Source organism: Candidatus Dechloromonas phosphoritropha, assembly GCA_016722705.1.
GTDB classification, from domain to species: Bacteria; Pseudomonadota; Gammaproteobacteria; order Burkholderiales; family Rhodocyclaceae; genus Azonexus; species Azonexus phosphoritrophus.
The window spans coordinates 18,760-32,936 of record JADKGN010000001.1 but is presented as its reverse complement, the minus strand read 5'-3'; the positions used below and the strand labels follow the sequence as shown (position 1 = coordinate 32,936).

Genomic DNA, 14,177 nt, shown 5'->3' with positions numbered 1-14,177 from the left:
CCAGATCAACGTGGGCATTGGCGTGCATGAGTCAGCGTCGCTCCGGCGTTGAACGCGGCCGGCGCAACAAATGAAAAAGGCCCCCCGATTAGGTGGCCTTCATTTTTTTGCCCCGGAGTTACCAAGCTATCTGTAGCCGCTCTTCGATAGCCAAAAATCATGGAGCACCTCGCAGACATGACTCAAATCACATCTCAAAGGTAGCTCAAAAACGACAAAACCCTGACGGATCAGGGTCTTGTGTTACTCAACTGGCGGAGACGGAGTCCGCCTGATTATAGTCCAGCACAATCCAGAATAATGCAGAATGTGGCTTATATAACAATATGTTACGTAATATAAGCTTCCAAGATAATCCTATACAATCCACCAAAATCCGACTATAGTTTGATAGTCATTTTGATAGTGGAGCGGATAGCATGGCACGTCAACAGCAACGACTTTCAGCACTGCAAGTCACCAAGCTTACCAAGCCGGGGCTATACGGCGACGGTGGCGGCTTGACGCTCCAGATCACTGCCACGGGCGCGAAGTCCTGGCTGTTGCGTTACATGGTGGCCGGTAAGCCGTTCGGGATGGGGTTGGGGCCGACGCATACCGTGAGTCTGGCCGAAGCGCGGCAGAAGGCACTGGATGCGCGGAAACTGCTGATCGACGGCATCAATCCACTAGCGGCCAGGAAGCAGAAACAGATCGCCGCCGCGCTGGCCGAGGCAAAGATGATGACCTTCGACCAGTGCGCCGAGGCGTACATCCTGACGCACAAGGCCGGCTGGAAAAACGCCAAGCATTGCGACCAATGGACCAACACGCTCAACACCTACGCCAGTCCGGTATTTGGCCATTTGCCCGTGGCCGAGATCGACACCGGTTTGGTCGTGAAATGTCTGGCGCCGATATGGGAGAGCAAGACCGAAACCGCCAGTCGTGTGCGCGGGCGTATCGAGTCCGTGCTGGGGTGGGCCACCACCAGCGGCTACCGCACCGGCGAGAATCCAGCCCGCTGGAAAGGCCACCTCGAAAACTTGCTGGCAACCATCAGCAAGACGAGCCGGACGAAGAACCATCCATCGCTACCGTGGCCGCGCATCGGCGCGTTCATGTCGGCTCTGCGCGTGCGTGAGGGTGTGTCCGCCCGAGCAGTCGAGTTCGCTATTCTCACCGCCTGCCGGTCGGGTGAGGTGCGCGGTGCTCGATGGGCTGAGTTCGATACGACTGGTAAGCTCTGGACAATCCCGGCCGAGCGAATGAAAGCCAAACGCGAGCATCAGGTTCCCTTGAGCGATGCGGCGCTGGCCTTGCTGGCGTCGATGCCCAGGGATAGCGACGATGATGTCGTATTCGCCGGAACCAAAGGCCAGCCCTTGTCGGATATGTCGCTGACTGCCGTGATTCGCCGCATGAACGGCAATGGCAAGCCCGTCTGGGTGGATACCAACGGCGAAGGCATCACCGTTCATGGCTTCCGCAGCAGCTTCCGTATGTGGGCGGCTGAAACCACCAATTACCCGCGTGAGGTGGCCGAACACGCGCTGGCGCACCAGTTGCCGGATGCGGTCGAGCGCGCCTATCAGCGCGGTTCGCAGTTCGCCAAGCGTGCCGCCCTGATGGCGGAATGGGCTGTGTATTGCGCCGCGATGCCGACCAATGCGGTGGTCAAGCCGATTCGTGGCGCGGCGTGATCAATTGAAAGCCGGCGCTGGCGAGACGGTGAGCGCGGGGAAATTTTGACGTTACCCTTCATCGCCGGCTGAACCGTCATAGTGAACAGTTCCCGTTTGCCTGCCGATCACAATCACACGGCTACTGCGAATCGTGAATCCGTCTTTGCCATCACCCCATGGGGCCTCAATCCACCAGCAGGGCTCCGGCAGGGTGACATAGATGCGAAATTGCGCGGGTTTCCTGCCGTGACAGATCGGCGGTGCGGATACTTTGGACAATGACAGCATCCGCATCGCAATATCCAGCGCCATGCGCCGCGTGACGGGAGGAAACAGACGCACCTTCGGTTGCTCGAAGCCAGGCGCTTCATGCTGAGCTCGCATTGGTTGCCCAGTCGTCATGTTGTCCGCAACTTCACCGCAAAATCCGCCACACCCAGTTTGAACAACAGTTTCGCCGCCGCATCGAGCGTCTTGAATTCCCGGGTCTCGCGCTTGGTCGTTTCCAGCGCCTTGCCGTCGGCGATCACCATGTAACCCTGCGCCATCACCGCATAGTGGATTTGCACGCGCTTGATGGCCTGCGCGTCAATCAGCAGTTTCAGTTCCCGCTCGGTCATGAGAACTCCCCGTCCTGGGCCGTTGGCAAGCCGAACAAATCGCCTTGTTCAACCACTACCAGCAAATCGCCGGGTTTGACCTGGAGGAACTGGCAGAGCTTACCCAGCACGTCGCGGTCGAAACTCTTTACCCGGTCGTTGTAGTAGCGATCCAGCGTCGCCCGTGCGATGCCAGTCGCCCGGCACACGTCGGAGACTTTCAGGCGCTTGGCGCCAAGGATGGTGGACAGACGGCATGAAATCATAATGTCGAATAATAATTGATCTAACTCGATCAATATATTCTACAAAACGATAAGTGTCGAGCATCTTTGGCGCTGGCGAGTGGGCGGCGCTTCTTTCAGGTTGAAACCGATCTGGGTGAACTGCTTATCCGTTACCTGCGCCGATTCCCAGCGATGAGAGCGAGCCGAACCGTGCGTCGGCACTCATGGGGTAACCCGAGAAATCAAGTCGCACGCCATCAGGCAAAGCCGATCATTCGTCGCCAGCCAGTGGCGGGCGCTGGGGCACCTTGTCCAGAATCGCCCGAAACGCACCGGGATCGGCGCGGCCGGCGCGCGTGCAAAGGTACGCCTCGGCGGTCAGTGCGGAGATTTTCTCCACCACCGCGCTCATGACGAACTGATTGACGGGCACGCCTTCGAGGTCGGCCATTTCCTGAAGGTGGCGTTGAATGGAATTGGGCAGCGTCAAATTCAAGGTAGTCATTGCAGTTCCTCCAGCATGATTTTCGGGGTCAGCACTTCAATCCCGAAGCGGGACGCCGGACCAAAGTCCTTGGCGTTAAAGCTCACTATACGCGGCACTTGCGCGGCGACCGCCAGTTCCAGAACCATATCGTCCTTGGCATCTGGCAGACAGGGGCGCCACAGGAAATAGACTGCCTGAAAATCAGCCAGTGCGCACAGATTATCAAGCACGATCTCCACCTCGGCATCGCTCAGATTCAACACCGCCTGATTTCGCTTGAGCACGTCTTCATATTCGAACAGCAACGGCGTCGACAGCACGATGCGCACCCGGCCCTCGTCAATGGCCCTGAGCAGTTGATGCGACTTCCCGCTGGCCGAATACAGGCCGGCATACAGCACATTGGTGTCGAGGACGATACGCGGCAGTGTGTCAGGCATGAGAAATCTCCTCGTAAACGTCGGCGCAGGCGGGACGGTGCCCAACGCAGCGAATCCGATGCCGCCGTCGGCAGCATTGCATTTTCTTCCTCATGCCGCATTCCGGAAACAGCCCTGCATCCCCTCAACCACTTCGCGCAACTTTCCATCGAACTTGCGATTGATCGCCTCAAAGTCGCCTATCAGCCGAGCATAAATAGGGTCGGCGAAGGTCGTGTCGAGATCGACCCGACCGTGCGACGAGAGATTGGCGACAAAGACATCCTTGATCTTGCGTAGTGCCGTGGTCTGCTCGTCGGTGAAATTGTATAGCTCCAGATAGCTATCGAAACCTGCCTCGATGCGTTCGCGTGTGGTGGGTATCTTCCTGACGCCAAGCACCGCCAAAAAGAAATCCCAGACCGAACCGGCCGGGTATTCGTATATCCGTTGCAACTGCTCCTCGGAAAGAATCACGTCGGGTGCGGCCGCCCATTCCTTGATGAGCGCCAGTTCTTCCTCGGTCGGTTGGTAGTCCTTGTCTTCCCATGCCTTGCGCCGCAGCAGGGCAATACGCGGGTCCATTGTTGACTTGACGCCTTCCTCGAACAGTTCGCGCGCCTTGGCAATGGGAAGGTTGTCGACGATCCTGATGCCGTCATCAGTCATCAGCACCCGCTGAATCAGGCTGGCCGGATCGGGGTTGTCGAGAATGCCATCAACCGTGATGCCGCCGCCTCCACCTCCGCCGCCGCCACCTCCTGGCTTGACCACCTTTTCGTTTGGCTTGACCGTGCCCTTGCCGTTGTCGCCCATTTTCTTGCACAGGCCGACGAAATCGAGGATCTTGAAACTGAACTTGCCGGTTTTCGGATCGAGCCGGGTACCGCGCCCCAGCATCTGCAAATACTTGCCGACCGATTTGGTCAAGGCGCCGAAGGCGATGTAACGAAGACAGGGAATATCGACGCCGGTGCTCATGATATCCACCGACACCACGATGCGCGGATTTGAGTAAGGCCGATCAAACCATTCCTTGAGCGATTCGTTGATGTCGTCGTTTTCAGAAATGATCGCCTCGGCGTAACTCGGGCGCTGGCCGGTATCGTTGAAGACGGCATTGATCGCCTTCACCAGCATCAGGCAGTGCGCCTGGCTGGCGGCGAACAGAAGCAGCTTTTCGCCGTAGTCGGTTTCCTTGCGGACGATCTCCGCCCATCGCTTCGCTTGTTCATCGCTCAGGATGCGCTTGTTCAGCCGCTCCAGTTCGATCTTCTGCTGCTCACCCAACTCGATACGTTGGTGCTTCCCTTCCTTCCATAACTCCGGGTCGAGCAGGTGATCGTAGAGCACCCCGCTTTCCATCGCTTCCTTGGTCAGCGCGGTAATGTGCTCTTCCTTGCGATACGGCGCCAAAAAGCCTTCGTCGATGCCTCGATCAAGGTTGAACTCGAAATCCGGCGCCCCGCTCGCGCAGCCGAACAGACGATAGGTGTCGTTAATCGCGGCGTCATCGTCGTTGAGCTTGCCGCCCTTCGGCGGGACGGCAATGCGCGGGGTGGCCGTCAGGCCGACGCGCGGGCAGACGAAATGATCGAACACCAGATTGCGATTGACCGTGATCGAGCGGTGGCATTCATCCACGATGATGAGGTCGTAAAAATTGCTTGGAATCCTGTCGTAAAGCAGTTCAAGCGTATCGATCACCACCGCGTGGATATTCTTGTTCTTGTGCGCGCGCCAACTCGCCGAGGTGATCCAGTGGCTGTTGTAGGTCGGGGCGAGCAGCCGGAACCCCTTGTTGATCGCCTGCCGGGCCAGCGTGCGCCGATCCACCACGAACAGGATACGCCGGGCCAGCGCATGATCGAGCAGCGCCTTGGCGAAGACGACCATCGTTCGCGTTTTGCCCAGGCCGGTGGCCATGTGCACCAGCATCTTCATCTTGCCGTCGCGGTAATGATCGAGCAGCGTGCGAATGCAATCCAGTTGGTAGGTGCGCGCTTTTCCCGCTGCCGGGTCGAAACCGCCGGCCCACGTCGTGTCGATGCTGATTTCCTGCTGCTGTCGTCTCAGCCGGTCCTGCTCGATCTTGAGCTTCACATCCGTCAATGACATGAAGCCATCGACCACGCGGAAATCCGCTGCATCCACGCCGCGCCAGGCGAGGTCGAAAAACAGCACTTTCAGGCCACCCGCGCCATCGGCTGCACAGGCGTAGAGGAAACGGGGTTTCAGCAAACGGCTGTATTTGAGCCGCAACTTGGGCAGCGCCTTGCGTGGATCGTCCAGCTTGTTCTCGATCACCGCCAGCGCGAAGCCCTGCAAATCCTGCAACACGAAATCCGGCTTGATCGACTTACTGCCGGGATAGTCCTTCTGCTCGTCTTCGGTCAGCGCGTAGCTGGGCTGATAGAGCAAGGTGTCACCCAGCCGCCAGTCCAGCGCCTTCAAGGTCTCGCAAACCTTGAGGTCCACCGTGGACGCCTCGTTGTCGAAGACGCCGGTTTTCGTTGGCTTGGGCATGGTCAGGATTCCCAGATTGAGCTAATGATGTCCCGTGCCTTATGTCTGCAAACGTTGGCACTTGCCTCTAACTCATCAACGACGAATCGACTTGCCTTGTAGTTCCTCACGCACCTCAATTGATCTTCGATGCTCGGGACAATGATCCGAATAGTCGCAAGTTGGTCTCGATTCACCTTCGGCATCCCTGCGCGCTCTTGAAACTCTAACGTCCTCTCCGCAAACCAGTTCGATGCCATAACTATGGCAAGATAATCTGCGGAAATTTTTTCTGATTTGATCGTGTATGGGTAAATATCAGAGCTGCACACGCCATCGAAGTCAGCATAAAAACACTTCATCAGGTTAGGACGAACCTTGCTATAAACAACTTGACCTATTTTGAAAGGATAAGATGGGCCAATTATTCCAGCCTCGGCGACTGTCTGCGATGCGACTAGTCGCCCTGTTCCCGACTCAATATGCTCGCCCCCCACATACCGGACATCTGACACCACGTTTAGGTCTTTGACCACCTTGGCATCGACATCAGCCAACTCGCCCAACACCATAGATTCGCCATCGAAAGAAAGGAACAAATCGGCGCCCCATGCCCCAATAAAACCATTAGCGTGAAACCGCAGATCAGATAATTTTTCCAGTTGGCCAACTATCCTTATTTGGTCTTCGAGATCGGGCAACGGAATCTCAAACTCACCAAGGAACTCAGCTCCCTGCTCGTTCTTGATTCCGCTGTTCTTCTGCGCATCAATCAGCGCGCGAAACTGCGTGGAACGAAGCACGGCAACCAGATACCTCGGATCAACATCGGCTGCGTTTATCTCGTAGGGCAGGTAATGCGTCGAGGTGACCAGATCGCACGGCGCAAGCGCGAGCGCCCCTTGGTGCAGGTTGATTTTTGAAGTGACAAGATCGCCCTTGCACGCCTTGTATAAATCCATCCCGGTTTCGCGCTCTTCCCGGAAGTGAAGGAGACCATCGGCGAAACTGATTTTCTCGACAATTGGAAGTGCGCCGTTGTAGTCGTCTTTCTTGATCTTCTCCTGGCGCGGCTTGATTAGTTCTTTCACTTGGACGCGCGCTGCCTTTGCCTGCGACGCAATCACTTCCTGCAAGGTATTCAGGTGCGGGTGTTTCTTGAACTCCGCCGCCGGGACACCGGTCAGAAACTGCCGCGCCCAATCAAGTTCCAGCGTATGTCTCGGATCGAGGGAGGACAACATCTCGTCCAGTTCCTCGGTGCATGCAGCGGCGACGGCGCGGTATTTTGCTTCCAGCGTGGCTTCGCCATTGCCTTCGCGCAGGCGAGTGGCGGCAAAGCTTTTCCATGCCTCGATTTGCGCCAGGCTCAGACTGCTGCGGTAATTGGGCAGGTTGAAGGAATAGAGGTGCGCGCGCTCGATCTTGTGGGCAATGTCGTTTTCGGTCTTGCCGAACCAGAGTTCGGCATGTTGGCTTAGCCGTTCATCGCGCTCGGCGGGTGCCAGCTTCTTTGCGGCGATCTGGGCATTCCACTTTACCAACTGCCTGGCGCGGTCGTTAGCTTCCTTCGTGGCCATGTCGGCTCGCGTTTCGGTACGGATGCGGTCCTTGATACGCGGGTCGAGGGTCTTGATCCATTCGGCGGGAATGCAGAAGGAATGCCGACTCTCGGGCGGCTCCTTGCCCTGGCGCACAAACCCATGAAATAGGTCGAGCGCCTCGACCAGTTGGCAGCCGGCGATGGGCTTGCGATTCGTGCCCATGGTGTAGCCGTCGTTGCCGACCTTGTAAAACCAGACACGCTTGGTGGGCTGTCCCTTGACGAAAAGCAGGATGGAGGTTTTCGGCCCCTGGCCGCCCTTGCTGACGAACAGCCCCTGCGGCAGGCTGATGATGGCTTGCAGGTTGCAATCTTCGAGCAAGGCGCGGCGCAGGGCACGCGCGCTGTTCTGGTCCCAGGTCAAGAAACCTTCGGAAACGATGACGGCACAGACACCGCCCGGCTCCAGCGTTTCCAGCATCAGCTTGACGAAGAGGATGGTGGTCTCGGACTCGGTCGAGTATTCGCTCCAGACGTTGGGGTAGGACTCCTTGTCGCGCTGCGCGCCGAAGGGTGGATTGGCCATGACGATGGACTTGCTACACGGCAGGATGTCGGTGCCGAACTTTTCCAGCGCGTCGCCTTGCTGGATGTTGCCCGGGTTGAGGCCGCGCACATAGAAATTGATGGCCGCCATCTTGCGCACCATGCCCAGATATTCGATGCCCCCGACGCCGCTACGGTAAAAGTCGGTGGTTACCTCATGGGGCGGAAGCGCCGTCGGATGCCGGTCGAACCACTCCTTGAACCATGCAATCAGTTCCGGGTGCGCCTTGGCGCCGGGCCAGTGGCCTTCGCGGTAGATGCCTTCGAGCACATATTCGAATCTGTCGAACATGAAGCCGCCGGTGCCCACCGCCGGGTCAAAAAGTCGGGATTTGAAGGTCGGTGCCGCCAAGCCGACCATGAATTGCCGAATGTGGTCGGGGGTGCGATGCAGGCCGATGTCCTTGGTGCCACCGGTTTCCGAGAGCGCCGATTCGATGGCATCGCCCAGCAGATCGGTCTTGAGCAACCGTTCGCTGTCGAGTTCGGCCACCAGCCCGATGATCTCGGCCATGTTGCCGCTGGTGACATTGTTGGTGAAATTCGAGTTGCCGAAAACCTCCTCGATCAGAATCAGTTGATCCTGCACCTTGGTCGAGAGATTGCCCTGCCAGACCTTGCGCGCTTCGCTCAGGATGCGGGCATAGAAAGGAAAAAAACGCGTATTGAGCGCGGCCAAAATCTGGTCGTTGGGCAGGCTCAACAATGATGAAAACAGCAGTGTCTCGTTGTCGCCGGCGAACGCGCCGCGCAACTGCGTGAACTCGGGGTCTTGCACCAGCTTGACTTCGAAGATGCGCAGCAACAGCAGTTCGATGATGTATTCGACCCGTTGCACCGGCGTGCCGGCTGGCCGCAGCTTGTTATGCAGCTTCTTGAGGATGTTGTTGGTTTCCTTGTCCGCGTAGTGGACGGTGGAGCGGGCCATCAACTGCTTTCTCGTGATCTTCGTCGTTTAGGGGGTCACCTTGCTACCAGAATCGCCAGCCGGCCCCGTGCTATTCAGTGCTGAAGTGTACCGTAACGTCCTGCATAATCCAGAATCTCATTTTGATTGTTGAGCACCAGACTTGAAAGGAATACACATGGCTCGCCAACACTCAACCAAAGACGTCTTCCCGCCAAATCCGAATCGCAATGCCGCAAGCGGAAATGACCGGGCATGCCGATGACCAAATTTGAGCCATATCTTCATGTCACCGGTGACGGGTGCCTCTGGTGGCTGCACAGCGATGCCATTCGCTTGGGCGCCGGTTTCCTCCCGGTTTCGGATGATCACCACGCATTGGAGCCCGAACTACGGGCGCCCAGCCAGCGCGCTTTGGCGAACGAGCGGACATTGATCGGCGCTTTCAGTGATGCCCGGTTGAATATCGAGCGTCCAATGACGTTTGAGCGTGACGGGTATCGCTACGTGGAGGCCACGGCCTTTCTGGATTGGCTTTCACAGTACATCGCCCTGACACAGGACAAAATCGCATTCCCGAACGATCTGGCACGCGAGGTCAGGCATGCCAACGCTCAGGCCGCATCGTCAAGAACGGCAATTGCCAGCGAGGAATTCGAGAGCCTGACACTCGCGCTGGAAGCGTGGTTTGACCAAGCGCTTGATGCACTCCCGGATAAACTCCGCCGCCGCGTGGAGAGCGAATTTCTGCCACCCTGGGACGCGCTGGCACCGGCGCAGCGGCGCGCGGTCGCCATCCAGACGGACTACCAGAGCGACCCTGTCACTCTGGCTGATCGCCGGCTCTGGTGGGATTTCTGCCAAAAAATGGATGCCATCAAGCAGCAGATTGCGGAGTGGGAGGTCGCGCCAGCACCAACAGCCAGTGATCTGGCACTGAAGGAAGCACGATTGAAGGAACTTCGGCAGGAACTTGCGCGCATGGCGTCGCAGGAGCGGCAGACGGGGGGCGATTATTACCCGGTGCGCGCGCGCTTTGCTGACGCGGATGAAGCACCCTCCACCCCGCCGGCCTCGCCCGTGCGCTATATTGCCTACCCCAAAGCGATGAAACTGTTGACCAAGCGGCTGGGTGCGACGCCAGAAGAACTGGCCGCCTGGGTATTCATTGGACAAGATGATGGTGGCCTCGCGGCGTTCAGGAATGCAAATGAACTCGACCCTCCGCGGAAATTTTACTTCGATCCCGGCAGCGGAAACGACTTCGACTACCTGTCGCCCCTGATGGCGTGCCGGTTCAGGGAGGATGATATTTCAGCCTTCGAGCCAGCCGACCGCTACATCACCGGCAAGGCGCTGATCGAGCGCTGGAGCAAGCAACCGGGCATTCAGGCGAAGGCGTTCATCCGTGCAAAGATTGAAGAATCGCGATTGATGGACATGCACCCGATCACTGGCCTTACGAGAGGGTCAAATCCAGAAGACACTTCTTGCCCGCCTCTCGAACTCGCTCTATTCGAAACCGCTTATGTGGAGGCGATCGAGGCGGAAGATTTTGGTGTTGATGAAGATAGAGGCAAGTCCGCCGATATGCCGACGACGGATACCGAAGCTGATGAGCACCCCGTCCTTGCTGTTTCAGGAAGCCCGTGCAATATCTTCCTCACCATGGAGAAGCTTGATGCCAGCGAACTGAGTATCGCTTTCGTCGGGGATAAATCAGAGACTGGATTGGCTGCAAACAATATGGTGGAAATTCGTGCACGCCATGAGACACGGCGAGTTGCGTTAGGCGTGCTGGAACTGGTGGATAGGCGTCGGGGTAGCGTAAACAGCCAGGGCGCGCTTTTATTGGGGATGGCAAACAAGATGAGGCTGCCACACAGCGGGGCAAACGCGGCAAAGATGAAACGGCTGCGTGACGTGTTTCGAGCCCATCTGGGCACCCGTACCGATCCGTTCGAGCCCTACCGAAAGGGGGTCGGGTGGGTGCCCCGATTCAAGATTACGGACAAGCGCGGGGCCGCTGACGAGAGAGCGAAGCGCGAGGCAGAACGCCGCACGGATTCATATGAGCAATTGAATGATCGGGGTGACCGGTTTGCTGACACCTACGAAGCAGACCGTTCGGTCGATTGCGGAAACGACGATGCCGACGAATGGCTGAAGAACAACGACCCCAACGAGGCCGCGTGACAAGTCGGCATTTGTCATGACAACTCTTTTCGGGTGATTTCCTGACCCAGTCTGGGTTGGTGAGCAGCGGCATGACATGTCATGCGTAGGGTTGTGCGGCAACGTGCCGCAAGACCCTACAAAGGACAGACATGTTCACCTCCAACCCCCCCAAAGACCGCCAAGCGGCAAACTTCCCCACAGGGCAAATAACCCTCCTTCGACTCCCCGCGGTACTGAAACGTCGCGGCAGGTCGCGAAGTTCACATTACGCGGACATCAAGGCCGGGCTCTTCGTCAAACCGGTATTGATCGGATTGCGGGCGACTGGCACACCTGACAACGAGGTCGAGGCGCTGAATGCGGCCCGCATTGCCGGGAAGACTGACGACGATATCCGCGCGCTGGTGGTGAAGCTCGAAGCGGCGCGCAAGACGGCAATCTGACGGGGCAATGATGAACGCCCCCGCGACAGATTATTCGCTCGCTCTCGTGGAAACCGATAAAACCGGCGAAACCGCTGAAGCCCCCGTTGTGAGCAACGATGCGTTCCTGCACACACTGTTCGCCTGCCTAGCTCCAGACGTGGCGCCGGTGGTGAGCAGTTTCGTCGGCAACCCGGCGAGCATGCCAGCGTCCGCCTGGAAGAGCCGGCGCTGGACGGACGGCGAGATCGCCCTGCCGTCCGCTGCCAACAACTACTTTTCGTTGGGCACCTTCCGCCCGAATGAGACCGGCGCGTACCGGCGGCGCAAAGCGCAGTTCGTCGCGCTGCATGCGGTGATGCTCGACGACGTGGGCGGCAAGGTGCCACTGGAGCGCGTGACACTGCCGCCGACCTGGATGCTGGAAACCTCGCCCGGCAACCATCAGGCCGGCTACCTGCTGCGCGAACCCTTGGCCGACGGGCTGCTCGCCGACCGTTTGATGAATGCAATCGTCGCCGCCGGTTTGTGCGACCCCGGCGCCAATGGCCCACGCGCACGGCTGGCGCGGTTGCCGATGGCGGTCAATGGCAAACATGCGCCACCCTTCCCCTGTCGGCTGCTGACATGGGCGCCCGATCTGCGCTATTCGGTCGAGGAACTGGTCACTGGCCTGCAACTTGAATCGATGCGGACCGAACGCCCCACGCGTCAGGCAACACGCGCACCGCAGGCGCGGCCGGACGACGGCGAGGCGGTGTGGATTCCGCGCCCGGAAGAAAACGCCGTTCTGGTCGTCCTGCGTGAGCGGGGCTTGTATAAAGTTCCGCTGGGCGACGGCAAGTACGATATCACCTGTCCCTGGGTCGAGGCGCACACCGGCGCGGCGGATGGCGGCACGGCCTATTTCGAGCCCGACGACAACTGGCCCATCGGCGGCTTCAAGTGTCTGCACGGCCACTGTGCCGAGCGACACATTCGCGATCTGCTCGCCTTTCTGAATGTCGAGGTCAACGCGGCACGAATGAAATCGACGATTCGGGTTGTCGCGGGCGAAATCCACCGCGTGGTCGATGTGGCCGAGCGGGAACTGGCGCAATCGCGGCGGCACTACCAGCGCGGCGGATTGATTGTCACGGTGGTGACCGATCCCGGCACCCGCGAAACACGGATTCAGGATGTCTCGCAGCCGGCGCTGGTGCGCTCGCTCGCGGGAGCCGCACTGTGGGAACGTTATGACGCCCGCGCTCAGGATTGGGTACGCACCGACCCTCCGGCCAGACATGCGGCGGTGCTGTTCGATTCGACGAGTTACCCGCATCTGCCGGTGCTCGCTGGCTTGGCACGCCAGCCTTATTTGCGCCCCGACGGCAGCCTGATGATGGCGGCCGGCTACGATGCCACCACGGGTATGTTCGGCGTGTTCGATGCGCGTGCGTTTGCCTTTGCGGACAAACCAACCCGTGCGATGGCCGAAGCGGCGCTGGCGCAGCTTCGAGACCTGCTGGCCGAGTTCAGTTTCGCCGGCGAGACCGATCGCGCGGCGGCGCTGACAGCCCTGCTCACCGCTGCCATCCGCGCCAGCTTGCCGGTGGCGCCGATGTTTCATGTGCGGGCGCACATGGTGGGCTCGGGCAAGTCCTACCTGTGCGAACTGATCACGGCATTCGCCACGCCGCAGCGCGGCACGCCGACGACCTTCCCGGCCGATGACGAGGAGTGTCGCAAACTGCTGCTCGCCGAGCTGTTGCGCGGCCCGGCCGTGGTCGAGTTCGACAATCTCACCGGTGACCTGGTGGCGCACAAGAGCCTGTGCACAGCGCTGACTTCGGAACACATGAGCGGGCGCATCCTTGGCGTTTCCAAGACCGCCACGGTCAACACGCGCGCGTTGTTCCTTTCCAGCGGCAACAATGTCGGGCCGGTGCAGGACATGACGCGACGTTGCATCTCCATCCATCTGGCCCCCGACTGCGAAGTGCCGGCGGCACGCACGTTCACCCGGCCCGATCTCGTGCGTGACGTGTTGCGCGAACGCGGGCGTTATGTGTCGGCGGCCTTGACGATCATTCGCGCCTGGATCATCGCCGGCCGGCCCAGGACCGAGTGCAAGTCGCTCGCGAGTTACGGCGACTGGTCCGACCTCTGCCGGCAGCCGCTGATGTGGCTGGGCTGTGGCGACCCGACGGCCTCGATCTTTCAGGCAATGGCCGAAGACCCCGACCGGGAAACGCTGGCACGGCTGCTGAATGCCTGGTTCGCGGGGTTCGGCAAGACACCGGCGATGGTGCGAGATGCCGTCAGGCAGGCGCACGCGCTGCATGACGAACACGCGGAACTGCGCGAAGTCCTGCACGACATCGCCGACGAGCGCGGCGAGATTAACCGGCGCAAGCTGGGCTGGTGGATTCGCCGGCACGCGGGCCGGATCGTCGATGGCATGCGCATCGTGCGCGCAACCGGCAACGGATCGGCGGAACGTTGGCGCATCGAAGTGATGGAATCGGTTTCGTTGGTTTCATCGCTTTCCAGTCAGCCGGGCGGAAAAGGTGTCAGCGGCACTGCCGACAACGACTATGCACGCGCCAGTCGCGGCGGCTCCCCTGCACTTCGGAGTTGA

11 protein-coding genes are annotated in these 14,177 nt (G+C 59.3%); 4 read left to right on the top strand and 7 right to left on the bottom strand.

Annotated elements, in window-relative coordinates:
* The first annotated feature begins 419 nt into the window (after nucleotides 1-419).
* Nucleotides 420-1,682, top strand: a complete 1,263-nt coding sequence (locus tag IPP03_00110) for a tyrosine-type recombinase/integrase (GenBank protein ID MBL0351184.1) — start codon at nucleotides 420-422, stop codon at nucleotides 1,680-1,682.
* A 51-nt stretch (nucleotides 1,683-1,733) separates the two neighbouring features.
* Here the strand turns inward: IPP03_00110 and IPP03_00105 are convergent, their stop codons facing one another.
* From IPP03_00105 to IPP03_00075, 7 genes are all read right to left on the bottom strand, one after another.
* Nucleotides 1,734-1,976 carry a hypothetical protein gene (locus IPP03_00105; GenBank protein ID MBL0351183.1) on the bottom strand — a complete coding sequence of 81 codons (243 nt, stop codon included), beginning with the start codon at nucleotides 1,974-1,976 and terminating at the stop codon, nucleotides 1,734-1,736.
* An 86-nt stretch (nucleotides 1,977-2,062) separates the two neighbouring features.
* Complete coding sequence (locus tag IPP03_00100) at nucleotides 2,063-2,284, bottom strand: hypothetical protein (protein ID MBL0351182.1); 222 nt, start codon at nucleotides 2,282-2,284, stop codon at nucleotides 2,063-2,065.
* Nucleotides 2,281-2,529 (bottom strand): helix-turn-helix transcriptional regulator, encoded by a 249-nt coding sequence (locus tag IPP03_00095; protein ID MBL0351181.1) that lies wholly within the window; start codon nucleotides 2,527-2,529, stop codon nucleotides 2,281-2,283. The genes IPP03_00100 and IPP03_00095 overlap by 4 nt, the downstream gene beginning before the upstream one ends.
* Nucleotides 2,530-2,761: 232 nt before the next feature.
* Nucleotides 2,762-2,995, bottom strand: a complete 234-nt coding sequence (locus tag IPP03_00090) for a toxin-antitoxin system HicB family antitoxin (protein ID MBL0351180.1) — start codon at nucleotides 2,993-2,995, stop codon at nucleotides 2,762-2,764.
* Entirely contained in the window at nucleotides 2,992-3,405 is a 414-nt protein-coding gene (locus tag IPP03_00085; GenBank protein ID MBL0351179.1) for a putative toxin-antitoxin system toxin component, PIN family, read from the bottom strand. The genes IPP03_00090 and IPP03_00085 overlap by 4 nt, the downstream gene beginning before the upstream one ends.
* Nucleotides 3,406-3,507: 102 nt before the next feature.
* The gene (locus IPP03_00080) at nucleotides 3,508-5,922 is read right to left on the bottom strand and encodes a DEAD/DEAH box helicase family protein (GenBank protein MBL0351178.1); all 2,415 of its coding nucleotides are present in this window, start codon (nucleotides 5,920-5,922) and stop codon (nucleotides 3,508-3,510) included.
* 2 nt (nucleotides 5,923-5,924) lie between these two features.
* Nucleotides 5,925-8,855: an N-6 DNA methylase gene (locus tag IPP03_00075; protein ID MBL0351177.1), complete on the bottom strand. Its 2,931-nt coding sequence runs from the start codon at nucleotides 8,853-8,855 to the stop codon at nucleotides 5,925-5,927.
* A gap of 357 nt (nucleotides 8,856-9,212) precedes the next feature.
* On the opposite strand from IPP03_00075, the gene IPP03_00070 reads away from it, so the two are divergent.
* From IPP03_00070 to IPP03_00060, 3 genes are all read left to right on the top strand, one after another.
* Nucleotides 9,213-11,153: a hypothetical protein gene (locus IPP03_00070; GenBank protein ID MBL0351176.1), complete on the top strand. Its 1,941-nt coding sequence runs from the start codon at nucleotides 9,213-9,215 to the stop codon at nucleotides 11,151-11,153.
* Between the two features lie 131 nt (nucleotides 11,154-11,284).
* Nucleotides 11,285-11,578, top strand: a complete 294-nt coding sequence (locus IPP03_00065) for a transcriptional regulator (protein MBL0351175.1) — start codon at nucleotides 11,285-11,287, stop codon at nucleotides 11,576-11,578.
* A gap of 88 nt (nucleotides 11,579-11,666) precedes the next feature.
* Nucleotides 11,667-14,177 (top strand): hypothetical protein, encoded by a 2,511-nt coding sequence (locus IPP03_00060; GenBank protein ID MBL0351174.1) that lies wholly within the window; start codon nucleotides 11,667-11,669, stop codon nucleotides 14,175-14,177.